General features: G+C 57.7%; 23 protein-coding genes. 14 read left to right on the forward strand and 9 right to left on the reverse strand.

The features are described 5' to 3' along the window. Positions 1-15: 15 nt before the first annotated feature. Both BGIM_RS0129070 and BGIM_RS0129075 read right to left on the reverse strand, forming a co-directional pair. Positions 16-1,005 carry an AAA family ATPase gene (locus BGIM_RS0129070; RefSeq protein ID WP_084760206.1) on the reverse strand — a complete coding sequence of 330 codons (990 nt, stop codon included), beginning with the start codon at positions 1,003-1,005 and terminating at the stop codon, positions 16-18. Between the two features lie 123 nt (positions 1,006-1,128). Further along, positions 1,129-2,316 carry a hypothetical protein gene (locus tag BGIM_RS0129075; RefSeq protein WP_020473206.1) on the reverse strand — a complete coding sequence of 396 codons (1,188 nt, stop codon included), beginning with the start codon at positions 2,314-2,316 and terminating at the stop codon, positions 1,129-1,131. A 146-nt stretch (positions 2,317-2,462) separates the two neighbouring features. On the opposite strand from BGIM_RS0129075, the gene hisF reads away from it, so the two are divergent. From hisF to BGIM_RS0129095, 4 genes are all read left to right on the forward strand, one after another. Continuing rightward, positions 2,463-3,230: an imidazole glycerol phosphate synthase subunit HisF gene (hisF, locus tag BGIM_RS0129080; RefSeq protein WP_020473207.1), complete on the forward strand. Its 768-nt coding sequence runs from the start codon at positions 2,463-2,465 to the stop codon at positions 3,228-3,230. A 55-nt stretch (positions 3,231-3,285) separates the two neighbouring features. Further along, the gene (locus tag BGIM_RS0129085; RefSeq protein ID WP_020473208.1) at positions 3,286-4,452 is read left to right on the forward strand and encodes a type IV pilus twitching motility protein PilT; all 1,167 of its coding nucleotides are present in this window, start codon (positions 3,286-3,288) and stop codon (positions 4,450-4,452) included. 90 nt (positions 4,453-4,542) lie between these two features. Beyond that, the gene (locus BGIM_RS52995; protein ID WP_020473209.1) at positions 4,543-6,246 is read left to right on the forward strand and encodes a GspE/PulE family protein; all 1,704 of its coding nucleotides are present in this window, start codon (positions 4,543-4,545) and stop codon (positions 6,244-6,246) included. A 16-nt stretch (positions 6,247-6,262) separates the two neighbouring features. Beyond that, positions 6,263-7,054 carry a CvpA family protein gene (locus BGIM_RS0129095; protein WP_020473210.1) on the forward strand — a complete coding sequence of 264 codons (792 nt, stop codon included), beginning with the start codon at positions 6,263-6,265 and terminating at the stop codon, positions 7,052-7,054. Positions 7,055-7,071: 17 nt separating this feature from the next. Here the strand turns inward: BGIM_RS0129095 and BGIM_RS0129100 are convergent, their stop codons facing one another. Beyond that, positions 7,072-8,412 (reverse strand): PQQ-binding-like beta-propeller repeat protein, encoded by a 1,341-nt coding sequence (locus BGIM_RS0129100; protein ID WP_020473211.1) that lies wholly within the window; start codon positions 8,410-8,412, stop codon positions 7,072-7,074. A 169-nt stretch (positions 8,413-8,581) separates the two neighbouring features. On the opposite strand from BGIM_RS0129100, the gene ffh reads away from it, so the two are divergent. From ffh to BGIM_RS58495, 9 genes are all read left to right on the forward strand, one after another. Then, positions 8,582-10,027, forward strand: coding sequence for a signal recognition particle protein (gene ffh, locus BGIM_RS0129105; RefSeq protein WP_020473212.1), 1,446 nt, complete (start codon positions 8,582-8,584; stop codon positions 10,025-10,027). Between the two features lie 84 nt (positions 10,028-10,111). After that, positions 10,112-10,417 (forward strand): 30S ribosomal protein S16, encoded by a 306-nt coding sequence (gene rpsP, locus BGIM_RS53000; protein WP_020473213.1) that lies wholly within the window; start codon positions 10,112-10,114, stop codon positions 10,415-10,417. A 21-nt stretch (positions 10,418-10,438) separates the two neighbouring features. After that, positions 10,439-11,137, forward strand: a complete 699-nt coding sequence (gene trmD / locus BGIM_RS0129115; protein WP_193789020.1) for a tRNA (guanosine(37)-N1)-methyltransferase TrmD — start codon at positions 10,439-10,441, stop codon at positions 11,135-11,137. Then, positions 11,134-11,571 carry a 50S ribosomal protein L19 gene (rplS, locus tag BGIM_RS0129120; RefSeq protein WP_020473215.1) on the forward strand — a complete coding sequence of 146 codons (438 nt, stop codon included), beginning with the start codon at positions 11,134-11,136 and terminating at the stop codon, positions 11,569-11,571. The genes trmD and rplS overlap by 4 nt, the downstream gene beginning before the upstream one ends. Positions 11,572-11,656: 85 nt before the next feature. After that, positions 11,657-12,073: a YraN family protein gene (locus tag BGIM_RS0129125; protein ID WP_020473216.1), complete on the forward strand. Its 417-nt coding sequence runs from the start codon at positions 11,657-11,659 to the stop codon at positions 12,071-12,073. 18 nt (positions 12,074-12,091) lie between these two features. Then, entirely contained in the window at positions 12,092-13,318 is a 1,227-nt protein-coding gene (gene tyrS / locus BGIM_RS0129130; RefSeq protein WP_020473217.1) for a tyrosine--tRNA ligase, read from the forward strand. Between the two features lie 9 nt (positions 13,319-13,327). Then, the gene (gene obgE / locus BGIM_RS0129135; protein ID WP_020473218.1) at positions 13,328-14,386 is read left to right on the forward strand and encodes a GTPase ObgE; all 1,059 of its coding nucleotides are present in this window, start codon (positions 13,328-13,330) and stop codon (positions 14,384-14,386) included. A gap of 7 nt (positions 14,387-14,393) precedes the next feature. Next, a complete protein-coding gene (locus tag BGIM_RS58490; RefSeq protein ID WP_052640045.1) occupies positions 14,394-15,158 on the forward strand; it encodes a type III pantothenate kinase in 765 nt (254 codons plus the stop codon). Continuing rightward, positions 15,155-16,168: a GTPase gene (locus BGIM_RS58495; protein ID WP_020473220.1), complete on the forward strand. Its 1,014-nt coding sequence runs from the start codon at positions 15,155-15,157 to the stop codon at positions 16,166-16,168. Before BGIM_RS58490 ends, BGIM_RS58495 begins: the two co-directional genes overlap by 4 nt. Here the strand turns inward: BGIM_RS58495 and BGIM_RS0129150 are convergent. Next, positions 16,148-17,995: a TIGR03960 family B12-binding radical SAM protein gene (locus tag BGIM_RS0129150; protein WP_020473221.1), complete on the reverse strand. Its 1,848-nt coding sequence runs from the start codon at positions 17,993-17,995 to the stop codon at positions 16,148-16,150. The two genes, BGIM_RS58495 and BGIM_RS0129150, sit on opposite strands and share 21 nt — an antisense overlap. Positions 17,996-18,244: 249 nt before the next feature. Here BGIM_RS0129150 and BGIM_RS53015 point away from each other — a divergent pair, with 249 nt between their 5' ends. Continuing rightward, the gene (locus BGIM_RS53015; protein WP_020473222.1) at positions 18,245-18,817 is read left to right on the forward strand and encodes a choice-of-anchor C family protein; all 573 of its coding nucleotides are present in this window, start codon (positions 18,245-18,247) and stop codon (positions 18,815-18,817) included. Between the two features lie 7 nt (positions 18,818-18,824). Here BGIM_RS53015 and BGIM_RS0129160 read toward each other — a convergent pair whose 3' ends face one another. The 5 genes from BGIM_RS0129160 to BGIM_RS0129185 all read right to left on the reverse strand — a co-directional run bounded on the left by BGIM_RS0129160 (position 18,825) and on the right by BGIM_RS0129185 (position 25,473). Beyond that, on the reverse strand, positions 18,825-19,826 hold the full coding sequence (locus tag BGIM_RS0129160; RefSeq protein WP_020473223.1) for a WD40 repeat domain-containing protein: 1,002 nt from the start codon (positions 19,824-19,826) through the stop codon (positions 18,825-18,827). Positions 19,827-19,967: 141 nt separating this feature from the next. Further along, entirely contained in the window at positions 19,968-21,269 is a 1,302-nt protein-coding gene (locus BGIM_RS0129165) for a DUF1501 domain-containing protein (protein WP_020473224.1), read from the reverse strand. 34 nt (positions 21,270-21,303) lie between these two features. Continuing rightward, complete coding sequence (locus BGIM_RS0129170; protein WP_020473225.1) at positions 21,304-22,917, reverse strand: DUF1549 domain-containing protein; 1,614 nt, start codon at positions 22,915-22,917, stop codon at positions 21,304-21,306. Positions 22,918-23,115: 198 nt separating this feature from the next. Beyond that, positions 23,116-24,177: a WD40 repeat domain-containing protein gene (locus tag BGIM_RS0129180; RefSeq protein WP_020473227.1), complete on the reverse strand. Its 1,062-nt coding sequence runs from the start codon at positions 24,175-24,177 to the stop codon at positions 23,116-23,118. Between the two features lie 15 nt (positions 24,178-24,192). After that, a complete protein-coding gene (locus tag BGIM_RS0129185) occupies positions 24,193-25,473 on the reverse strand; it encodes a DUF1501 domain-containing protein (protein ID WP_020473228.1) in 1,281 nt (426 codons plus the stop codon). Positions 25,474-25,478: the final 5 nt, after the last annotated feature.

The following is a 25,478-nucleotide window of genomic DNA, read 5'->3' on the forward strand; positions in this document are numbered from 1 at the left end:
CACGGAGAGAAACATTTATGGTACGGGAAGGCGGTCCAAAATCTGCCGGACGATCATCGTCGAGGTCAGGTCGCGGGCCTCGGCCTCGTAACTGACGATCACCCGATGGCTCATCACATCGGCCGCGCACGTCTTCACATCTTGCGGGATCACATAACCCCGGCCGTTTAGGAGGGCTTGGGCTTTGGCGGCGCGGAACAAGGCGATCGTCGCCCGCGGGCTGGCTCCATACTGGATCATCCCGTCCAGATTCAAGCCGTATTCCCCCGGATGGCGGGTCGCCCGCACCAAGTCCACCACATAGCCGTGAATTTTGACGTCCACATGAACACGGTCAACGGCATCACGCAACGACGCAAGTTCTGCCGCCGTGATAACCGGGGGAATATCCAGTTTGGGGGAAATTCCTCCCATGCGGTTGAGAATCGAGAGTTCCTCGTCCCGACTCGGGTAGCCAATCACCGCTTTGATCATGAAACGATCAACCTGTGCCTCGGGAAGGTTGTAAGTTCCTTCCTGTTCAACAGGATTTTGAGTCGCAAGCACAAAGAACGGCTCGGGAAGCGGATAAGTCTGTTCGCCGATGGTCACAGCCCGTTCCTGCATCGCTTGCAGCAGGGCGCTTTGAACCTTGGCCGGAGCGCGGTTGATTTCATCAGCCAGCACAATGTTCGCAAACACCGGGCCGTGGCGAACCTTGAATTCCCCTTTGTTGGGATCGTAAATCTGCGTGCCAATCACGTCCGCCGGGAGAAGATCCGGCGTAAACTGGATTCGTTTGAATTCGAGATGCAGGGCTTGGGCGACGCTTTGAACGGCCAATGTCTTGGCCAGACCTGGGACACCTTCCAACAAAACATGCCCGTTGGTGAGTAATCCCGTGAGCAATTGCTCGACAAGTCGCCGCTGACCGACCAACACCCCGCTAACGGCTTGAAAGAATGGCGCAAGCCGATCACGGGCCTCGCGGGCGTGAGCGTTGATCGTTTCCACCGAATTGGGCATCATCATGCTGCCGGAAAAATTCACTCGTCCCCTCATTGTACGGGGGGACGCCGAATGCCCAATTCCCGTTTGTCCTGCTTCCAATGAAGCAAAATGAAGAATGTTGATAGTTGGGTTTATCGTTCAGCGAGTTTCTGCGGCGATCACACTGGCCAGAAAAGCCACGCTGTCGCCCCGGTTCCGGGCGGCTTCTGCAAGTCCGGCGTAGTCCTTCGCTTGGAAACAGAGTTCGTACACACCGGGACAACTCAATTGACGGCGTTCGGCGCCAAGGTGCTTCTTGGCCAGTTCAAGTGCCTCTTCCTTCCGGCCAAGCCGGATGAGCAGGTTTACATAAACCTCCGTCGGGAAGGTGTTTCCTTCCGCAAGGCCGGGGGCGATCTTGTCCTCGAAGTGTTTCAGGCCGGCGATGGCGTCAATTCCCTCCAACACTTGAAGCAGTATTCGGTAATCGGCGTAGGAGTTCTCGAACGGCGGGTCGGACGGATACCGCAATCCTTCGCCTAAATGCTCACCGTATTGGCACAATTCGATGGCCTGTTTCCGCTCCGGACACGCATCCAGTTCCAAAGAGTATTGGGCGATGGACGATAGGTGCGAAGTGTCGATGTGATACCCGCCGTCGGCCATCAATTCCGGGTGTTCTTTCACGATGTAGGCAATCGTTTCCGATCCGGTCAACGGGGTGCCGCGCGCTTCGAGGTCGGCCTTGAGGCGTTCCAATAATTGAGCGTGCAGCGTGCGCACCAACGACTGGATGGCGAATTGTTTGCCTTCCGGGTTTCGGGAGAAATCCTGGCCACCGTAAGTCGTGATCGCATTGCATACGCCGTAACGCTCGACGACGAGTTCAAATCCCTTCTTGGGGTGGACGCCCTGATAAAGCGCCACTTCGATCACCCCCTGAATGTCGTCCGCATCAGCCGGGACGTAACTGTCCAGATATTCCTTCACCGGCCCGGTTTCTCCGAGCATGTTGAAGTAAAAGAAGGCCCGGCGAACATCATGCTTTTGCAAGAGCTTTGTGCCAACCGCCCTTCCGGCCTCGCGGATGGTGTTTTCGTATTCTTCGTGGGCTTCCTTGGGCAGATCGCTGGAAGGGCCACTCGGAAAAGGGGAGACGCCGAGTTCTACCCGTTTTTTCATCAGCATGGAGTAAAACAACGCATCGACATCGCCGAGTTCTTCCAAATCGTTGCCGAGTTGCTCGACAGCGGCCTTGGCTCCTTTGGTTTTCGCCAGATCCCGCAGACGGTCATATTGTTCGGGGGTCAGTGTCGGCGGGGCGGGAAGTTCATCCGGGTCGAACATGGGTATGCCTGCGGGGTAGGGAAACGTCGGCGGATCGAAATATCCTACGAATCGCGGGCCAGATGAGTTTCCCGTGAGGATGATTGATTGAAATCGAGGATGTCGTTAGGATAACCGGGACATCTTCTTTCGGTGAACCTGCCTAAATGCTGACCAAGCGAATCATTCCGTGCCTGGACGTAGACCGGGGCCGGGTCGTCAAAGGCACGAAGTTTGTTGGTCTTCGTGATGCGGGCGACCCCGTTGAAGTGGCCCGGCGTTATGAACGCGAGGGGGCTGATGAATTGGTGTTTCTCGACATCAAGGCCAGCCATGAGGGACGGGCGATTCTGCTCGACATGATCCGGCGGGTGGCCGAGGAAATCTTCATGCCGTTCACGGTTGGCGGGGGTATCCGCACACTGGACGACGCCACTCAGATCATCCAGGCTGGGGCCGAGAAGGTGAGCATCAATTCGGCGGCCGTCAACACGCCGGAATTGATCTCCGAAGTCTCCCGCAAGTTTGGCCGGTGCGCTACGGTGGTGAACATCGATCCCCGACGGGTAATGAAGAACGGCAAGGAATTTTGGGAAGTCCACATCAACGGCGGTCGCAAGCCAACCGGATTGGAGGCGGTCGCCTGGGCTATTGAAGTGGAGCGGTTGGGGGCCGGGGAAATCGTGCTGACATCAATGGATGCGGACGGCACGAAAAACGGTTACGACCTGCCCATTACGGAGGCGGTGGCGAAGGCCGTTGGTATTCCAGTGGTGGCGAGCGGCGGGGCCGGGTCGCCAGAGCATCTTCGGCAGGCACTGGCCATCGGGGCCGATGCCGCGCTGGCGGCGAGTATCTTCCATTACAATGAATACACAATACCGGAAACGAAACGGTTCTTGGCGGATCACGGTCTGCCGATCCGTCTGGTATAATAATGGTCAAACCCATTGCATCCGGGCTTTTACCCCTGTCTTCGGAGCCTGAACGATGTCCTCACCACCCTCGAAACCCGCCTCTCATGCGCCGTTTGTCGAATACCCGGATCCGGTGATCGATCCGGACAAAGAGCCGGAAGTCAACAAGCTCTTTCGCATGGCCATGAAGTTTGAGGCGTCCGACTTGCACTTGAAAGTCGGCAATCCACCGATGATGCGTCTCAAGGGAGATATCCGCAAAACTGACCGCCCGCCGGTGACGCAAGAGGACATGGAACGCTGGTTCCATCCCATTCTCAAACCGCACCTTCGGCGGATTCTGGAGGATGAAGGGGGCGTGGACTTTTCGTGGGTGGTCGGCAAGGACGAATGCCGATTCCGTGTGTCGCTGTTCAAACAACGCGGCCGGCTCTCGCTAGTCTCCCGGCGGGTGAACTCGTCGATTCCGAACTTTGCCTCCCTCGGTTTGCCGGACACCATTGAAAAGCTGTGTCACTTCTCGGAAGGAATGGTCATTCTCGCCGGAGTGACCGGTTCCGGCAAATCGACGACGATTGCCTCGATGCTGGATTATGTGGCCGAGAATGAGCCTCTGCACATTCTCACTGTTGAAGACCCGATTGAATTCACTTTCACTGACAAGAAGGCATACATCAACCAGCGGGAAATCGGCTTGGATTGCATCAACTGGCACAAGGCGTTGAAAGACGCCGTGCGGCAAGACCCGGACGTGATTCTCGTCGGCGAGTTGCGGGACGTGGAAACATTCGAGGCCGCCGTTCACTCGGCCGAAACCGGGCACTTGGTGTTCGGCACGATTCACGCCTCCAGTGCCCACACGACGATTAACCGAATCCTTGACCTCTTCCCGCCGGAAAAGCACCATGCCATTCGGCAAGCGCTGGCGAACAACTTGAAGTCCGTGGTGGCCCAAAAATTGGTGAAGGGCATCAAGAAAAGCCGGGTGCCGACGAATGAGATCATGATCGTCAATCCGACGATCCGCAAACTGATTTCCGAAGGACGTGACCATTCAATTGCGGACGCCATCCGTATTGGTTACAACGAAGGCATGATGGACTTCACCGAGAGTCTTCGGCAACTGGTAGATGGCGGGCATGTCGAGAAGAGTGTTGCCTTGGAGTTTGCCCCGGACCCGGAAAAATTGAAGATGGCCCTGAAGGGCATCAAGGTCGCCGCGCCAGGTATTTTGTCGTAAATCGAATGTTCGATTAATCAATCGGTGGTTTCATCGCACCCGCCGATTGATGGTTATTTCTCTCCGGCGAGACGAGGGTGACCCTTCCCGATGCTAGCGGTCTCGTCCCATGTTCCGTTAATCGATCCGATGACGATCCTGTCCACGTTTCCCCGTGGCGATGGTCTGTTCTTGCATCACGGCAAACTGTTTGTCTACCTGATTTTGTATCTGCTGTGGATTCGCACCATCACTTGGGTGGACCGCGACGCCAAAACCTTTGGCTTGCCCCGCACCAATTGGGATTTTCTCCTGATGAGTTGCGCCGTGGGCGGTTTGGCGATCATTTGGATCATCCCGATTTTTGGCGTCGCTTATGTCTTGGCCATGCTGCTTTACGCTTCCCCGTTTTTCATTTACGTTTCGCAGCGGAACCAAAAAGTTCCCCCGCCGTTGCGGGTGTTTACCAAGGCTCACATTCGCCGTTGGATTCGCCGGAACGCCGGGTTCGAGATTGCCGGGATCAAAGATCCGCGAAAGGAAATCCCCATTCGGTTCATCGGCAAAATGTCCGGCGGCCAGGATGACAAGGGGGACAACAAACTCGCCAAAGTGGTCCATTCCGAGGGATACCGGGCGTCGCAGGAACTTGTTTGGAATGCCATCAACACACGGGCGACGGACATCCACATGGAGCCGACCCGCGATTCAATGATCGTTCGTTACCGGATTGACGGGATTTTGCAGTCGGCCCAGACATATCAGGTCAAGCCGGGGCTGTTGATCCTGAACGTGTACAAGAACCTTGCGGGGATGGACATTGCCGAGCGCCGCAAGCCGCAGGACGGCAGTTTCTCAGCTGAGATCGAGGGAACCCGCCTGGTCGATTTCCGGGTGGCCACATCCGGGAGCGTGAACGGCGAAAAGCTGGTGATGCGTATTCTCGACTCCTCAAAGCAGATGAAGAGTCTGGAGGAAGTCGGTTTCCGCGATGTCATGCGAGCCAAACTGGGGCATATCATCCAGCAGCCTCACGGGATGCTGATTACTTGCGGTCCGACCGGGGCCGGAAAGACATCCACGCTATATGCGTGTATGAATCAGATCGACCGTCACACGCGGAATGTGATTACACTGGAAAACCCAGTCGAATACCTGATCGACAACGTCACCCAGATTGAAGTGAATCCCAAGGCCGGGAAGACCTTCGCCGCCGAACTTCGGAGCATCTTGCGGCAAGACCCGGACGTGATTCTGATCGGGGAAGTCCGCGATATTGAAACGGCCGAGATTGCCTGTCAGGCCGCCCAGACCGGGCACATGGTTTTCACCACCCTGCACGCCAACGACACGATCACCGCCCTCGGCCGGTTGATCGACCTTGGGGTGAAGCCGTTCATGGTGGCCAGTGCCGTCTCGGCCGTGGTGGGCCAGCGACTTGTCCGGGTTCTTTGCCCCAAGTGCCGCGTGGCCTACAAGCCCTCGGCCGAGACGCTGAAAAAATTGCGGCTTTCCCCGGACAAGGTCACGAAGTTATACCGGGCCAGATCCGAAGGCTCCAAGACCGGTGAAGACCAACCCCCGGCCAACAATTGCCCGCATTGCGGGGGCACTGGTTATCACGGGCGGATGGGGATCTTCGAGTTGCTGGTGTTGAACGACGAGATACGGAATTTGATTCGGAACAATCTGGACTTGGGATCGATCAAGGCGGCCGCCTTGAAGAACAATTATGTGACGATCTTGGAAGACGGCGTCCGCAAATTGGTGGACGGGCTGACTTCCATCGAGGAATTACAACGGGTCGCCAAGTGACCAACGGGAGACGGCGATGCTGGCGGTAATGACCCTGTTTGTCATGGGTTTTGTGGTCTTCTCGATGATGCGGGAGGGACTGTTCAGTGCCCTGTGCTATTTGTTTGGCGTGGTCTTCGCGGGACTGATCTCTTTTCATTTCTGGCCCCCGCTCGCCAATGCCTTGGAAGACTCTTTCCAAGGCAGTTTTCTGGCCAATTACGAAGACGCAGTCGCTTTGTACGTGATCTTCGCCATCGTGCTTCTTCTGTGTCGCGTGACCTCAAACGCCATCGCCGGCCGGGAATTGGATATCCCCCCGCAGATGTCCCAAATCGGTGGTGGAATCATCGGAGCCGTGACCGGCTACTTGGTGGCCGGATTCCTTGTGTGCGCCCTTCAAACACTTCCGTGGGAAGAGAAGTTCCTAGGTTATCAGCCCCCTCCCACGGAACCGACCGCCGGCAGGGGTTATGGGTTCATTTCCAAGAAAGTCATCCCGCCGGATCAGATGTGGCTCAAACTCATGCGGCACGCGAGCCTGAAGATTTTCGAGGATGAAGATTTGTCTTATGCAAAGTCCGCCGAGCCGTTTGATGTCTTCACCTATCAATTCTCGAAGTATCGTCGGCTGCAACCAGATGGCAAACCGTTGGAGATCCCTCTGCCACCCGCGCCGCCTCTGCCGCCGAAAAAGGACCCGATGATCGATGGCAAAAAAGATCCGCCGGTTGAGGATAAAAAAGTTCCGGCTGTTGATGGAATGCCAGATCCGGCCATTGAGGAAAAGAAAGATCCGCCAGAAAACAAAAAAGAAGACCCGATGTGATCCGGCGGGTTGTTGGCCTATTTCTTCAACGAAACGGCCACGATCTCTTTGTCGTTCCGCACATACATCGTCTGATTCGCATAAGCCGGATGGGACCACACCACCGGGCGGCCAAGGGCCATCTTGTTGGTGGGTTCCAGAATCTTCGCCCGGCTGATTTCCGTGTACTTCTCCGGGGAAAACTTGGCGATGATCAATTCGCCAAGCTCGTTGAACAGGAAATATTTGTCTTCGTGCGGCGTGATAAACGCATTCCCCCACCGCACCGATTTCCCGGCGATTGGTTCATGAGTCATCCAGACTCGTTTGCCGGTCATCAACTCCAGACAGCGTAATTCCCCGTAACTGCACACTCCGTAAATGTGATCCCCGGTGATCACCGGTGTTGGCATGATGGAATGCAGATCCACCGTGTTTTCAGGCATCACCGCCGCCTGTCCCGCCTTGCTCTTGCTCTTCCAAATCACCTTGGGCGAGTCCCCGCTCACATCCAACAGCAACGAACCGTTGTAGAAGGACGTCAGAAACACTTCGGTCTTGTTGACAAGTCGTGGCATCGGAGCCGTGAGGGCGTTTTGAATCTCCCAGGTGTATTGCCAGTTTTTCTTTCCCGTTTCGGGATTCAATGAAACGACCGCGTGACTGTGCCAGATGATGAGTTCCCGTTTTCCGTTGATGTCGAAGATCACCGGCGGGCAGTAACCGGCATCACCGGGGATGGACAACGAGGCCCACTTTTCCGCGCCTGTTTTTTTGTCGAATGACACCACGCCCTTCGAGCCGCCGATAAGGCAAATAATCTGATCGCCATCAACAAGCGGGTGCGAAGAGAAGCCCCAAACCGGAAGTTCGGCGTCATAATCTTTCAGGTAATTCTTCTTCCAGGCCACGGACCCGTCGGCCACTTTGAGGCAATACAAGTCTCCCATCGCCCCAAGGTGATAGACAAGATCGCCATCCACACTCGGCGTGCAGCGGGGGCCGGCGGCGTAGCTGATCCGATATTCGCTGTCGTACTCGAATTTCCAAAGTTGCTTGCCCGTCTTTTCGTCGAGGCAAAGCACCCGTTCCTTCCCTTTTACGGCTGTTTTGGCGAAGGGATTGTTTGGATTTTCCGAACCCTCGGCCAGATAGCGATCCGGCACGTAGACTTTGCCCCCAGCGACGGCCGGACCCGCATAGCCCATGCCCACGGGCTGCCTCCAGAGGATCTTCGGGCCGTCTTTCGGCAGTTCGTCGACGATGCCTTTTTCCCGCCAATAACCGTCCCGTTTGGGTCCGAGCCATTGAGGCCAGTCATCGGCCATGCCTTGGGCGGCCAGGCCGAACCACAGGGAGAGAATCAGTAGTCGCTTCATGGATGGATGCTCCGTCCGGCAAACAAGAATTGTCGTCAGTGGTGAGGATACGGAAATGTTCCGTAAATCTTACACGAGCGACAGGGGGCTTGGTGTCCCGTTGCAACATGGCGACAGGCATCCTAAAGTAACGCTTGCGGCATCCTCACACCGGGTCGGCGGGCACTCCATGTTTGATGGCATTCAGCGCGGCATCAAAGAAGCACTGGGCAAGTTCCGGGGCCGTCGGCTCACGGCCGACAATATCCGCGAGGGAATGCGGGAAGTTCGCCGGGCCTTTCTTGAAGCGGACGTGAACTTCAATGTCACGAACGATTTCATCGCCCGCGTCGAGGCGCAGTCCGTCGGCGCCGATGTGCTGGAGCGGGTCAACCCCGCCGATCAGATCGTCAAAATTGTCTTTGATGAGCTGGTCAAGCTCATGGGGCCGGTGGATCACAAGATCCCGGTGTTCAAGGATCGGCCGACCATCCTGATGATGTGCGGATTGCAAGGGGCCGGTAAGACGACCACTTGCGGCAAGCTTGCCCTGAAACTGCGCGATGCGGGCCGCCGTCCGTTGTTGGTCGCCGCGGACTTGCAACGCCCGGCCGCCGTCGACCAGTTGAAGGTTCTCGGGGAACAACTCCAAATTCCGGTCTATTCGGAGGCCACCAGCCCGGTTCAAGTCTGTAAAAATGCCGTGGCTTATGCCAAGCAGAATTCGCTCGACCTCATCATTCTGGACACCGCCGGTCGGCTCCAGATTGATCAGGAATTAATGAATGAATTGAATCAGATTGATCGGCAGGTTCAGCCGGATCATGTTTATCTCGTCGTCGATGCGATGATCGGGCAGGAGGCCGTGAACGTCTCGAAGACGTTCAATGACGCCCTGACGGTCAACGGTGTCATTCTGACGAAGTTGGACGGGGACGCACGCGGCGGGGCGGCCCTCTCGATCAAGGCCATTACCGGGGTTCAGATCAAGTTCATCGGCGTCGGCGAGAAATTGCAGGCGTTGGAAGATTTTCGGCCGGAGAGCATGGCCTCGCGGATCATGGGGCAGGGCGACCTCATGGGCCTTGTCGAAAAGGTCCAGCAGATCCAGGCGGACGTCTCCGAAGAGCAGATGCTCAAGCAGCAGGAGGCATTGGCCAAGGGGAAATTCACGCTGGACGATTTCCGGGTGCATTTTGCCAACATCCAGAAGATGGGGATGAAAGACCTCATCGGCCGGATGCCCGGAATGTCCGAGATGATCCCCGAGGGGGAAGACCCCGAAGTGGCCCTGAAACGGGTTCAGGGGATGATCGACTCGATGACCAAGAAGGAACGGAACGACCCGGACATCATCGACATGTCCCGCCGCAAACGGATCGCGGCCGGCAGTGGCGTGCAACCGCAGGAAGTCAGCCAGTTTCTCAAGCAGTTTGATTCGGTTCGCCAGATCATGAAGCAAATGATGTCCATGAACATCTGGCAGCGCATCAAAATGATGAGCGGGCTTGGCAAGGCGGGGGCGTTTGCCCCCGGCGGCGAAAGCATGTTGAAAACCAAGGGGGACACCGGCCACCGCAAGAGCGCCAAGGAGCGGGCCGAAGAACGGAAAAAGAAGAAAAAGAAAAAGCGTTGAGCAATTTTGGAGGAATCCAACACGCGGGTTGCTTGTCGTTCGTCCGCACGCTTGTACACTAGAAGTTCGTTAAAAATTTGGTCGATGGAACAGGGTAATCAAGTGGCTGTTCGCATTCGGATGAAGCCGATGGGCCGGACTCACCGGGCCTTCTATCGCATTGTGGTGATCGACTCCCGCCAGCCGAACGACGGCCGGGTGATCGAGGATCTTGGCACGTATGATCCGCACGTGAGTGACGGCGAAAAGGGCGTGACCCTGATCCCGGACCGGATCAAGTATTGGAAGAGCGTGGGAGCCAAGGTCTCGGACAAGGTCGAGATTTTGATCAACAAGTACATTGCCAAATTTGAATCGCTGCAAGCGGCCAATGAGCCGAAGTCGGCGTAAGTTTGGCGGGGAAAGATGGCTGTGCGTTTCGACGTTCTGACCCTCTTTCCCGATTTGTTTTCCGGGTATGTCTCCCAAAGCCTGCTCAAACAGGCCATCGACAACGGACTGGTTCGGATTCACCTCTGGAACATCCGTGATTGGGCGACGGGAAAACACAAGACGGTCGATGATCGTCCTTTCGGCGGCGGTCCGGGAATGGTGTTGATGCCCGGTCCCGTGACTGATTGTGTCGAAGCCGTGCAAAGTCAGGATGAACCCGGCCAGTTGGTGATGCTCACCCCGGCCGGTGAACGATTGACGCAGCGGGTGGTTGAGGAACTGGCGTTACTCCCCAGAATCCTCCTTCTTTGCGGTCGATACGAAGGGTTTGACGAGCGGATTCGGCTGGGGCTGAAACCCCGCGAAATTTCGCTCGGGGATTTTGTGTGCAACGGCGGCGAAGTGCCCGCCATGACGGTCATCGACACGGTGATTCGTCTAATCCCCGGCGTCTTGGGCGACGAGCAATCGGCCCGCGACGAATCGCACAGCGTGGACGGTCGCTTGGAATATCCCCAATACACAAGGCCGAGGGATTTCCGTGGGATGACCGTGCCGGAAGTTTTGTTAAATGGCAATCATCAGGCGATTGCCCGCTGGCGGGAAGAGCAATCCGACCTTCGGAGCGCGGCCCGGACCGGCCAAACCGATCAACCGACGAAGGATGAATTGCCATGAAGAACAAACTCCTCACCATCGTGGAAGCGAAGCAGTCGGCCCAAAAGGCCGATCTGAACAAAAAGCAGGGTGAGATTTCCAAGACGTCCACCGAACGGACGATTCCGCAGATTCGCGTGGGCGACACCGTGGACGTTCACTTCTGGCTGGAACTCGGCGAAAAGGGCCGTATCCAAGTGTTCAGTGGCACCGTCATCGCCATCAAGCACGAAAAGCCGGACGAGATGATCAACGTCCGCAAAATCGTGCAGGGCGAGGGCGTGGAGCGGATCTTCCCGCTGCTCTCCCCCCGGATTGCCAAGATCGAAGTCAAGAAGACCGGGGCCGTCCGCCGGGCCAAACTGTACTACTTGCGTGACCGCGTCGGCAAGGCGACCCGTCTCAAGGAACGCAAGAAGGGGCCGGCCCAGACCAAGGCTCCGGTCAAGAAGTAACCTCACCGGCAATCACCGATGAGCCACGGGGCCGTGAGCCGTCCATGAGACGCCTCACGGCCTTTCTCTGTCCGGGAGGAACATCATGCTCCCCGATGGTTTCACGAGATTCCCGTGGTATCGCCGTTGGTTTGGCCGACGTTCCGAACGATGGGCGGCGAAGTTTTTGCGGCGATCCGGTTTTTGGATCATCGGCCAAAATATTCAAGACACGCTCGGCGAAATCGATCTGCTGGCCATTGATGGCGGTTGTGTGGTGATTGTCGAAGTGCGTTCGAGCGAGAGCCGGTCGCTGGATGATTTGGCCCGCACGGTCAACTTGGAAAAACAACGGCGATTGACGGATGCCACCGTGCGGTTCGTCAAACGTCGAAAACTCTGGAATGTCCCCGTCCGGTTCGATGTGCTGGCCGTGCGTTGGCCGCCGGAGAGCCGTGAACCCGAAGTCCTGCATTTGCGTCATGCGTTTCAAGCGGTGGGCCGCTTTCAACTCCATTCCTGAACTTGGTTCCAAACCCCCATGAAGAGCGTTGACGAACAACTTGAGTTGATCCGGCGGGGCGTGGACCAGATCGAACCGGTCGATGGTCTTCGCAAAAAACTGGAACACAGTGCCAAAACCGGCAAACCGTTGCGGGTAAAATACGGCATCGACCCCACGGGCATTGATGTCCACCTCGGCCACACAGTGCCGCTTCGCAAACTGAAGTTGTTCCAGGAGCTCGGCCATCAAGCTGTTCTGATTATTGGCAATTACACCGCGTTGGTGGGCGACCCGACCGGACGGTCCGAGATGCGCACCCGGTTGACTCCCGAGCAAGTGGAACTCAATGCCAAGGATTACTTGAAGCAGATCGGCCGCATCATCGATCTCTCCAAATCCGAAGTTCGCTTCAACGGCGAATGGTTTGGCAAGTTTACGTTTCTGGATGTGTTATCGCTGACTGGCAAAATCACCGTTCAGCGGATGTTGGAGCGGGATGATTTCTCGAAGCGGTTCCACGCCCGCCCCGAGTCGGTGCCTATTTATTTGCATGAGTGCCTCTATCCGTTGATGCAGGGGCACGACAGTGTGGAGATCAAAGCCGACATTGAGCTTGGGGGAAGCGAACAACTCTTCAACCTGATGATGGGTCGTCGCCTGCAAGAAGCGGACGGACAGGTGCCGCAGGTGTGCGTCACGCTTCCCATCTTGCGGGGCCTTGATGGTGTCCGCCGCATGGGCAAGAGCCTTGGCAATTATGTCGGCGTGGGCGAGTCGGCTGACGATCAATTCAGCAAGACGATGAGCATCCCGGATGATCTGTTAAAAGAGTGGTATACCCTTCTGACAGATCGACCCTTGACCGAGATCGAAGAATTGTGCGATTCAGTCAAGACAGCTCCGTTTGATGCCAAGAAGCAATTATCCCGAGATATTGTTGGTTTTTATCATGGGCCGGACGCTGAACCTGTCGCGCAGACCAACTGGGTGAAGCGGGTCTCTGAAAAGAAAGACCCAGACATCATTCCGGAAGTGAATATCCCCTCTGCCGATGCCAAAGATCCGATGGGGATTTTGAAATTGTTGGTGCTGGTGGGTTTTTGCAAGAGCAACAACGAAGCCCGACAAAAAGTGACTGAAGGGGCCGTGAACATTGGCCCGGAACGCATCAAACTGACTGACTGGAAAACGACCGTGCCGCTCGAAGATGGCTTGGTGATCCGGTTGGGCAGCAGGAACATCGCCAAGATCCGCATTCAGTGAGAGACCGTCATGGCATTCGTTGACCGCGTCGAGATTTTCGTAAAGGCCGGGGACGGCGGCCGGGGCATGTGTTGCTTCCGTCGGGAAAAGTACGTCCCCAAAGGCGGCCCCGACGGTGGCGACGGCGGCGATGGCGGCTCCATCATCCTGCAAGCCGATCCGAACGCGGACAGCCTGACGGCCCTCGCCCATGCCAAACACCATCGCGCCCAATCCGGAGAACGGGGCGGTTCGTCGCAATGTCATGGCCGCACGGCCAAAGACATGATTCTGTTCGTCCCGCCGGGAACGGTTGTCCGTGACCGGGACCGGGGACACGTGCTCAAGGATCTGACAGAAGTCGGTGAGAAGGTGACGGTGGCTCGCGGCGGCAAAGGCGGCCGCGGCAACAAGCATTTCGCCACGTCAACCAATCGGGCGCCGCGTGAGTTTGAAGAAGGGGGCGAAGGCGAGGAACGCTGGATCACCCTCGAATTGAAGGTCATCGCCGACGTGGGTTTGGTGGGACTGCCGAACGCCGGCAAGTCCACGTTGCTCTCGCGGCTTTCACGGGCTCGGCCGGAAATCGCCGACTATCCGTTCACCACGAAGTACCCCAACTTGGGCATCGCCAATGTGGGTGACGACCGCTCATTCGTGATCGCCGATTTGCCGGGACTCATTGAAGGCGCCCACAGCGGGGTGGGTCTCGGGCATGAGTTCTTGCGGCACGTCGAACGCACCCGCATTTTGATTCACCTGATCGAACCGTATCCGACGGATGACAACGATCCGCTGGAGAATTACCGGACGATCCGCAAAGAGCTGGAACTATACAGCCCGGAACTCGCCCGCAAGCCGGAGTTCATCGCCCTCAGCAAGGGGGAGTTGACCGACACGGAAGAAGTCCGGCAGCGCATGGCTGACGAACTTCAACAAGAAGTCCATCGCATTTCAGCAGTCACCGGACAGGGCTTGGCCGCGTTGATGACGGCCGTGCTTCGCAAACTGGATGAACTCCCGAAACCGGCTCCGGTCTCTGCGGCCGATGAGTTCCTGGCTCCCGTTGAAACCGCTCCGCTCATCTGAGGCCCTCATGACGAATGTCGTCGTGGACATCGGGAATTCCCGCGTCAAATTTTGCCAGACCGTTTTCGACGACCTGTTGCTTCCGGTTCGCGGCATCGGCCGCGATTCCGCGATCACGTTTGATGATGTCGCCCGCGATTGGGATCTTACAGCCGGAACTCATTGGGCCGTCGCCTCGACCGATCCGGCCCGGCTGGCGGAGTTTCTTCAATGGGCCAAAGATCGCGGAGATCAAACCTTTGCGGTGGAATCTCCCTGGCAAATCCCGATGGGTGTGCAAGTTGATTTCCCGGAGAAAGTTGGCATCGACCGTCTCTTGAACGCCTACGCGGCCAAAAAACTGATCAAACTCGGCGAACCGGCCATCATTGTTGATTCCGGCTCGGCGGTCACCGTGGATCTGCTGGACGAGGCCGGGTTTTTCCAAGGCGGAAGCATATTCCCCGGCCTCAACTTGATGGCGAAGTCGCTGCATGCGTACACGGCCAAACTTCCGCTGGTCGATCCGCGCGAGGGGACAGGAATCCTGCCGGGCAAGAACACGGAATCGGCCATGCGGCTTGGCATCATGAACGCCGTGGCCGGCGGGATTGACGCCATCGTGCGCGAACTGGCGACGCAATGCCTGCAAACGCCGCGAGTCTTCCTGACCGGCGGCGACATGACTCCCGCCCTTTCCGGGCTACTCCAAAGCCGCCATCAATTCTTGAGTGAAGTCCGTCCCGCCTTGACACTTGAGGGGATCAGGCTCGTCGCGGAGTATCATTCGTGATTACCGCGACGGTGCTAACGCCCGCCGGATCGGGGGCCATCGCGGTGATTACCATCCGGGGGGCAGGGAGTTGGCCGCTTCTTCGCCAGTTGTTCATTCCCGCCAATCGCCGACCATTGTCGGAAACACCTTCTCGCGGATTCCGGTTCGGTAACTTCGCTGAGGAATCCGGCGATGAAGTGATCTTGGTCGTTCACCATGCGGAATCAGTCGAGATCCACTCCCACGGCGGGCCACTGGTGGTGAAGTGGATATTGGATAAGCTGGAATCGCACGGGGTTACCATCGAGTCCGAGGCCAAGTTTGATTCCGGCGACCCGGCCGCTTGGCGCTTGTTGCCATTTGCCAAGACCGTGCGATGCGCGTCCATTTTGTTGGATCAAGCACATGGGGCCTATCTGGAAGCGGCCAAGAAACCGTCGCCCGAAACCGAGGCCATTCTTCGACGAAATGCTATCGTCGGGAAGCATCTGATCGACCCGTGGAAAGTCGTGATCGCCGGTCGGCCCAATGCGGGCAAGAGCAGTCTGCTGAATGCGTTAGCCGGTTATGCCCGGAGTGTGGTATCGGCCATCCCCGGCACCACCCGCGATACGGTGACCACGGAAGTCGCCTTTGATGGCTGGCCGGTGAGTTTGACAGACACCGCCGGACTTCGTGAATCGAATGACGAGTTGGAAAACGAAGGAATTCGCCGGGCGGGCACATATCTTCGCAAGGCTGATCTCGTTGTCTGGGTGGTCGATCTCGATTCCCCCGACCCGGCTTGGCAGATAGCCGCGATTCCCCATGAGTTGAACAACCGGACGCTGGTTGTCTTCAACAAAATTGATGCCTTTCCCGGTCGGCCGCCTAGGGCGATGGGCGTGTCGGCAACCACCGGAGAAGGCTTGCCAGAGTTGATCGCCGAAATTGTCCGGCGGTTGGTCCCGAATCCCCCGCAGCCCGGCGAGCCAGTTCCCTATACACCGGAACTGGCCGCCAAATGGTCAGCCGCCGCAACCCTTTGATTCCGGGCCGACCGCCTCGGCCATGACCGTGAGTTGGACCACACTGCGTTCCTGTTCCTTCTCCAGATACGCCCGGCCCTTCTTCACGTTCACATGGTCCCACGGCAGCACTTCCGTGATCGGCCGCTGACGGTTCACATAGAAACTGTAATCGATACCCAAATCCTTCACGGTCTGCCACCAGAGTTTCGGCTGGAAGCATTCCCGCCAGGCGTCCAGTCTGGCCCCGCGTCGCCAGGCTTCGTGCAGCACCATCGCAATTCGGCGGTCGCCCCGCGTGAGCAACCCTTCCAGCATGCTCGTGTCCACGTCGTGTTGCTTGATCGTCACCGAACGGGTCTTCACCTTGTTTCGCAGATATTGCCCGGCGTACTCGAAGTACTCGCGGGTTTGCATCCCGTTCCATTGATACGGCGTGTGCGGTTTCGGGATGAAGTTGGAGACAGAGGCCGTCACATCGGCCGACTTGCCGCGAACTTCCCGGCCGATTCGGGCGATGGTTTCGCTGACTTCGACGATGCCATCAAGGTCCACCGTGCGTTCGCCCGGCAGACCGCAGAGGTAATAGAGCTTCACCTTTTGCCAGCCGTTCTTAAACGCCTCCCGGCAACCTTCAAACAGGTCGTCGTTCTTGATCTTCTTGCGAATCTGCTCTCTCATGTCGTCGCGGGCGACTTCCGGGGCGAGGGTCAGGCCCGCTTTGCGGATGCCTTTGATGAGTCCCGGCAGCGAACGCAATTGATGGTTGATCCGCAGGCTCGGGAGCGAGACGTTCACGCCGAGCGGATGAAACACTTCGTGCATCCGTTTGACGAGTTGCTCGAAGTGCGGGTAATCGCTGCTGGACAGACTCAACAAACTGATTTCATTCGTGCCGGTGTTGCGGTAACTTTCGAGGGCCGACTGCACGATGGTCTCGACACTCCGCAACCGCAACGGGCGTTTGATGACCGTCGATTGGCAAAAACGGCATTGGTGCGGGCATCCCCGCATAATCTCGATGGCGATGCGGTCATGCGGCGTTTGCACGAACGGGACAACCGGCCGAACGGGTAACGGGATCGCGTCCAAGTCTTGTGTGATCGTGCAGGATGTGATTTCCTTCGGCACATCGCTGCGTGTGCGGTGCATGGCGGCCAGCGTGCCGTCCCGGTGATATTCGGGCTCGTAGAAAGTCGGGGCGTAAGCCCAAGTTGTGGAACCGGCTACTTCGGCCAGCATCTCCAACCGGCGGGAGGGGGAAAGGTCGCCGTCGCGGATTGCTTTTTCCTTGAGCGTCACCCACAGATTCATCACCCACGGCAACGATTCTTCGCCGTCTCCGATGATGAAGACATCCACAAAAGGAGCCAACAACTCCGGGTTTTGCGCCCCCGGCCCGCCGGCGATCACCAAGGGATCGAGAACGCTCCGGTCGCGATTCCAGACCGGGATGCCGCCGAGGTCGAGCATCGTCAGCACGTTGGTGTAACTCACCTCGTACTGAAGACTGAAGCCGACAAGGTCAAACGCGCTGAGAGGCGTAAAAGTTTCCAGCGAATAAAGCGGCAACTTGTGGGAGCGCAGGCGGGGTTCCCAATCGACCCAAGGCGTGAACGCCCGTTCACAGGCCCATTGCGGGTCCGAGTTCATGATGCTGTAAAGCACCTGCATGCCGTGATGGCTCATGCCGAGCTGATAGGTGTCCGGGAAGGCCAGACAGAGCTTGCCGCGAACTTGCCGATGATCCTTGACGATGCTGTTGAGTTCCCCACCGATGTATTGGGCGGGCGTTCCCACTTGGGGCAGCAGGCGAAAAACGGCTTCCTTCAAATCGACGTTCAGCATGTTCGGCTATCTCCATCCGAGGGCACGAGGATAATTTAGTCCGAATGCCGGGATTCTTCACGGGAGCCGTCGTGAAAACTCGTCCAATGAGTTGATTTTTCCCGTGAAGAGATGATTGATCGTTCCGGCGTCCTGTTGACTTCTCCGGTTGCTTGCGGAAAATCCTCCTCATGTGTCCCATCGGGACGCTCTCATCAACACTTGATGATCTCACATCGTTCGAGTTGACTCTTCCCAAGGAGAACGCACATGCGTCACATGCGATTGGCAATGGCCTGTCTGTTGGCGGTCGGAGTATTTTCCTACGCCGATGATGAGAAATCACCCAAGAACCTTGTCGTCAACGGCAGCTTCGAGGATGGTCCGGAAGTTCCGGCTGTTCCCGGATTTGCCTCACTCGACAAGGATTCGGATGCCATCAAGGGCTGGAAGGTCACCCGCGGGCAGATTGACTTGATTGAGGGGTATTGGAAGGGGGCCGAGGGAAAACGCAGTCTCGACCTCAACGGCTCGCCGGGCACCGGCGGCGTCAAGCAAACGATCACCACCGAGAAGGGAAAGAAGTACAAGCTCACGTTCAAACTGGCGGGCAATCCCGGTGCCCCGGCCAAGAAGGAAGTGACCGTTGAAGCCGGTGAAAGCAAGAAAGCGTTCGCCTTTGATGCGACCGGCAAAACGCAGGAAGAAATGGGCTGGGAACTGAAGGAATTGGAATTCACCGCCACGGGCGACAAGACGGACATCGAACTTTATTCGACGACCGCCGACACGGAAAACAGCGGTCCGGCCATCGATGATGTCAAAGTAGTCGAAGTCAAGTGACAGCCGGTCAGCCCTTGCATTCGCAAATGGCCAGCTTGTTATGCCCGGCAACGTACAGCGTGCTCATGTCGGGCGTTGTCGTCACATCGTGAATGTGCATCCCCGCTTTTTCCTGTCGGATGGACTTCTTGCCGACGGGATCAAGCATCAGGTAAAAACCTTCTGCAGCGCCGCCCGCCCCGAGCAGCCATGAACCATCGGGGGAGAATTGCAGGTGGTTCACCAACCCGGCGAATTTGTCGCTTTGGTGTTCCCAAGTCCGCTTGGAAGTGGCCACGTCGAACAATTCGACCCGAGCCTTGCCTTCCAAGTGGTCAATGTTGCCAATTTTGCCGCTGCCGCCAACGGCCAGCGTTTTGCCATCTGGTGAGAAGGCGAGCGAGCGAATCCCGCCGATGGAGTGCAACCGGGCGGTCGGGTCCCAAGTGTAGAAGACCGGGGCTTCGAGTTCGCCGGTCTTCTTGCCGGTGGCCACGTCCCAGAGGATGATCTTGCCGACCTTGTCCCCGGTCGCCACCGTCTTGCCGTCGTCCGTGAAGGCGGCGGCGTAGAGCATCGAATTGAAATTCGTCGGGGTCTTTTCGGCATGTCCCTTGAGTTCATGCAGCAGTTTGCCGGATTCGGCATCCCACAATTTGGCGACCATGTCGTCGCCCACGGAGACGATTGTTTTGCCATCCTTGGAGGCATGAACGCCGCGAATCCATTTGCCGTGGGCCGTCTCGCTTTTGATCATCTTGTTCGCGGCCGAATCAAACCATGACAACTTGCAATCGTACCCGCCGGAGACGATTTTCGTTCCCGCGAGAGCCACGCCGGTCACATAGCTTTCGTGGCCGTAGAGTTCCTTCGGCTCAAATTTCGTCGCCGCGAAGTCCGCTTCATAGACCTTAAAATCCGATGCCCCGAACACCACTTTGGCAGTGTTCGGCCGAAGCGTCAGACTGAAACAGATGGCCTTGAAACCGTGTTCCTTGACCGTCTTGAATTGTTCGGGTTTGGCCGGCATGGGAAGGACTCGCTGGGAATGTTTCGATGGAACCCGGTTTGATGACCAACCACACTTCACGAAGATCGGATGTCAGCCATGTAGGTCAGGCTTTCTAGCCTGACTTGTTCGTCAGGCTAGAAAGCCTGACCTACATGAATGTTACGCAACCAATTCCTTGATCGCTTCGGTTCCCGGCTCGACCAGCGGCACGGGTCGGGAGCCGAGATAATAGTTTTTGTGCGGGTTGATGCCGAGGGCCGAGTAGATGGTGGCATACAACTTGGCCGCGTCTGCTTCGCCTTCGACGACTTTGTTCCCGTTCGCGTCCGTCTTGCCGTAAGCCACACCGCCTTTGATGCCGCCGCCGGTGATCGAGCAGGACCAGGCCGAGGCGAAGTGATCGCGGCCAAGGCTGGAGTTGATGCCCGGTGTCCGGCCGAATTCGGCGAGGGTGACGATCATCGTGTTTTCAAGCAATCCCCGGTCCTTGAGATCGTCGATCAGGGCCGCCATCACATGGTCCAGTTCGGGAACCATTTCTTGGTGCGTTTCAAAGTTTTGGCCGTGGCTGTCCCACCACGCGCGGGCCACTCGGATGAACGGCACGCCAGCCTCGGCCAATCGCCGGGCGATCAGGGCTTGTTCGCCGAATTGCGAACGGCCGTACAGATCTCGGGTTTTGGCCGACTCTTGTGACACGTCGAACAGCTTTTCGCTGGCCATCAGACCGCGAACCCGTTGATAAGCTTCGTTATGGCTTCCCAACACCTTGTTTGGTCGGCCTTGCGAAAATTGCTTGCTCATCAACTCGCGGAGGTCGGCCCGCTGAACGTGGTCCAGTTCCGAGATACCGTCCAACTTGCGGATGTCCGGCGGTTGGTTGTTCGTGGTGAGTTCCATCGGGGCGTAACGACTGCCGAGGAAGCCCGAATCGCCGGCCATGCGGCCTTCGGTCTGCGTGTAGAAGGTCACGTAGTCGGGAACCTTGCTGTCGGCCCGGCCCATTTCCTTGGCCATCACGGCCCCGAGATCCGGGTATTTCACGACGGCCTCGTCACGACGGCCCCGCATCATCAGTTTGGCCGCGCCGCCGTGGTCGCCGTTCTTGGTGTTCAGCGAGCGGATGATGCAGGTGTGCTGCATCCGGGCGGCGAGTTTCGGCATCAGTTCCGAGATGTGAACACCTGGCACGGCCGTTTGGATGGACCGGAACGGTCCGCCCGTTGGCGCGCCCGGTTTCGGGTCGAAGGTTTCCAACTGGCTGGAACCGCCGGCGAGCCAGAGCATGATCACCCGCTTCTGGTCTTTCTTCAGTTCCCCGGCCAAGGCTGAATTGGAGAGAGCGTCCAATCCGGTCATGTCGGCAAAGGCCGAGACCCCGGCGGCGGCCGAGAGTCCCAAGAAGCCCCGGCGATTCAGGCGGTGATCGTTCGATCCGCAGAAGGTGGATTTCGTGTTCATCGGAAAATCTCGTCTCGGAAGGCCCGGGGTGGGATCAATAATTGAATCGGAACTCGGCGCCACTGAGCAGACTCCAAAGAATCTGGCGCTGGGCATCAGCCGAGCGGTCGGTGCGGCGTTGCAGATATTCGGTCAGCAGTTTCTTTTCATCCGGCGTGGCCGGGCGGCAAAGCGTCGAGGAAATCATCAGTTCGACAGCCTGGGTTGGGTCTTTGATGGTCTTCAGTTTGCCGATCAAGCGGTCGCCGCCATCGTTGAGGAATTCTTTTTCCACGCGATCGCTGTTGCTGAACAGCAGGGCCTCGGAGACGCCGATTTGGAAATCATCCGTCGGGGCGGCGATGTTCCCGGCGAATCCGCGAGCCGAGTTTTCAATTGATTCGAGCCGCTTTTCAACATCCTCCGGCTTGCCCTCGAAGGTCGCCGGATCGGCGACGGCCACTCGCATCGACGCGGCCAGTTGCATCGGCGTCAGCGGTTTCAACTGGGCCACGGCAAAGACGCCGGGGGCGGGGGGGATGTCCCCGGTCCACTTGCTCGACCGGCTATAGGTCTTGCTCAGGACGATGCCCCGGATCATCCGGCGAAGATCGTACTGATGGTTGGCCATGTCGCGGCCGAGCCATTGCAGCAATTCGGGGTGGCTCGCCGGGTTTTCGCTGTGCATTTGGTCGAGCGGCATCACCAAACCGTAGCCAAGGAAACGATGCCAGAGGCGGTTGCTGATCGCCTTGGAGAAGAAGACCGCTTCTTCGGTTTGCAGGGCGATTTCGACCAGCTTGGCTCTCGCGCTGAAGCTTGGAGGCGGAGGCGATTTCTTGTCTTTCTTTGCTTGCTCGAACTTCTGGCGTTCTTTGATTTCCTCTTCTTTGGTCTGCTCTTTCCGGGCCGGCGGGTTGAAGGTTTTGCCGGTGAGGAACATCATCTTGGCTGTTTTTTCCGGCCCTTTGGTCGGTTTGAATTTCACGGTGGCGTCATCGCGCTCGGCCAAGAAGCCGCCGTTGTCGAAACTGCGGGCGAAAAACGATTTCATGCCGAAGAAGTGATCTTGTTTCCAATCCTGCACCAACGGGTGGTCATGACATTGGGCGCATGACACGTTGACGCCGAAAAAGGTGACGCTGACATCATTGGTCACGCGGTCGAGATCGGTGATCCGGGTTTTGAGGTATTCCCCGGAGCCTTTGGTGGCCGCGTCGTCATCGTTCGGGACGAGCAGTTCGCGGAAGATCACATCCCAAGACTTGTTGGACCCGAGGGCTTTGACGAGATAGTCCCTGATTCCGGATGTTCTGGATGACGGGCCGGAGATCATGGCGTCGAACTGATTCGCCTGATGACGCACGAACGCCCCGGAGGCCATCAAGCGGTCCACCAGTTGTTCGCGTTTCTTGGCGTCTTTGGATTCGACGAACGCCTTGCTTTCGGCCGGGGTGGGAATCCGGCCGACCAGATCGAGCGTCAGACGGCGAATGAGTGTGTAATCGTCGGCTTGGTCAACGGCTTTGGATTTCGAGGTGGCCAGCCGGGCATCAATGTAATGATCGATCACCGATTCAATCGGACGATCCGGCGGCAACAGATCGGCGGCAACCGTGAAGGAGGGCAGAATGGTTGCCAGCAACAGAACCAAGCGGTTAGGCCGCATGGAGAACCTCATGACACGTTCGGAGACAATTCCGTGGCGCGGAATCGGAAGACGGATGTTCAGGCAGGCGGTCCGTCAGGTAGGTGTTGAGATTATCGGTCAAGTGACAAACGAAAGCAAGCATTTTCCGACAAGTGTTTCGACGAAATCGGTTGGCAATGCCTTGCGGGTTGCTTTTCACCCCGCGCATCAAGCCTGTCATCCCACAAACTCAAATCCATGCAGCGGGGAAGTGTTCGCCGGGTATTCCTTGTCCTTGCCAAGCTGTCGGCCGTTGCCGGAACTGTTGGCGTTGGTCGCCGACACAAACAAGCGTTTGCCGTCCGGGTGAATCGCCAGCGAATGGGCATTCGGGACCGGGTATGACTGGAACGGTTGCGCTTCGCCGGGTTTCAAGAAGATCAATTTACCCTGGCCGGGTTGGCCGCTGGTCACGGCCATGAGGAAACCATCGGGGTTCCAGTGCATGTCGAGGACGTAGCCATCCGCTTCGTTGGTCGTCTTGTGATTCATTTTGGCCTGACCGCTGACCCAGTCGAAACCGATCACCAAGTTGAAACCTTGCACGAAGCCGCCGCTCTTGGGCTGACAGCCGCCCGCGAAGAGCATGGACGCATCGGCATTCCATGCGAAGCAACGCACTCCGCCGACATCCTGAAGGCGATCATGCAGGAACATCTGTTTGGCGTTGAGTTCCCGTTTTAACTTTCCGGTTGAATGATCCCATTCTTTGATGAGGCCATGCAAGTCGCCGGTGATGAGGCTGAGGCCCGAAGGGTGGAACGTCATCGCCAGAACGTCGTCACCGGCTTCCCATCGCCGGATTTCCTTGCCGGTGGCAGGATCAGTCAGACGGATGATGTTGTCCCGCCCAGCTGTCGCCAGAAACTCCGCTTTGGGGTGAATAGCCATCGCATGAATCCATGTGGAATGAGCGTCGGCCACAGACCAGAGGGGTTTCGTTTGAACGGGATCGGCTGACCAAGCGTTGACGCGACCCCATGAGTCGGCACTGAAAAAACGCTCCCCCTTTGAATCGAAGGCAACACATTGAACCCAAGCATTATGACCCGCCAGCGGTGGCAAGTCGGTCAGTTCGGCGGGGGTCACTTTCCAGCGACGAATGCCCCCCTCGAACGTGCCGGCGACCAGCATGTCCCCCTTCGGGGAATACTCGATGCCGCACAATTGCTGGCTGACCGGGATTGGTTTGGCGGCCTTGAGCGTTCCCTTGGCCGGGGCGGGAGTGGTTGGCGGCATGTGGGGTTTCTCGGGTCAGGCCAGTGCTTCGGTGAGAGGTTTGCAACCTTCGTGGGCGATGGGGAGCGGTTGTCCTTCGTTGTCGTATTCCGTCTTTTTCGGGTCGATGCCCAAGGCCCGGAACCACGTGTGGAAGAGGTGGCCGATGTCGTGTTCGTCGGTGGCCACAAAGGTTCCTTTGTCGTTCGTCTTGCCGACCACGGCCCCCTTTTTGATGCCCGTCCCCCCCATCGCGAGGGACCATGCCTCGGGCCAATGGTCCCGGCCCAAGTGCCCGTTGATGCGGGGCGTCCGGCCAAATTCGGACATGGCGATCACCAGTGTATGCTCTAACATGCCCCGTTCGTGGAGATCGGAAATCATCGCGGCAAAGGCTTGGTCAAATTGCGGAACCAAGCTGCCTTGCCCGTTGAAGTTGTCCCCGTGGGTGTCCCATCCAAAGGAAGAGACTTTCACGAACGTGACCCCGGCCTCCAGCATTCGCCGGGCGATCAGCATGTGGCGGCCGATCTCATGCTTGCCGTAGCGTTCCACATCCTTGGGGGAATAAGTGGAGATGTCGAACAAATCACGCCGCTTTTGAAGCTGGGCGGCCATGTTGAAGACGTATCGGGTCGCCTCCATCGTGTTCGTTCGACGGTTCTCGGCGTAGCGTTGATCGACCAGATTTCGCAACTCGTTCCGTTCGTTGTCCTCTTCGGCGGTCATCGTCTCCGGTCGCAACAGGTTGTCCGGGGCCTTGCCGTCGCCGAGGGCCAAGGCGCCGAATTTTGGGCCAAGAAACCCGGCGTCTTTGGGCATGAAACCGCCGCTCAGCGGTTTCACATGGATGTAAGGGGGAAGTCCGCTATCGCCCGAACCAAGGAGTTTGGCGACAGCCGAGCCGAAGTAAGGATAAGTCACGCCGCGATTTTTGGGGTCGCCGCGTTGGATGCGCTCCACCCCGGCCGAGTGAGAGTTGTCCTGGGTGCAAAGGCTGCGCACCAAGGCCAAATGATGCATCTGTTTCGCGGAATTCGGCAGCAATTCCGAGATGTGGATGCCGGGCACGCTGGTGGGAATCGCCCGGAAGGGACCGCCAAACGGGGTGTTTGGTTTTGGGTCCCAACTTTCTAGCTGGCTGAGGCCGCCATCCAGCCAGACGAACAAAACCTGTTTGCCTTTCTTCTTCGCTTCGGCCGCAATGGTCAACGGATTGACCGCCAGTGCGGAAGCCCCGGCGAGAGCGGTGGCCCCAAGCCATTGACGGCGGGAAAGCAAATGATCGCGGGGCGTGCATAACGGTGAGCGGGCCACGGATT

The organism is Zavarzinella formosa DSM 19928 (assembly GCF_000255705.1).
In the GTDB taxonomy this organism is placed as follows: domain Bacteria; phylum Planctomycetota; class Planctomycetia; order Gemmatales; family Gemmataceae; genus Zavarzinella; species Zavarzinella formosa.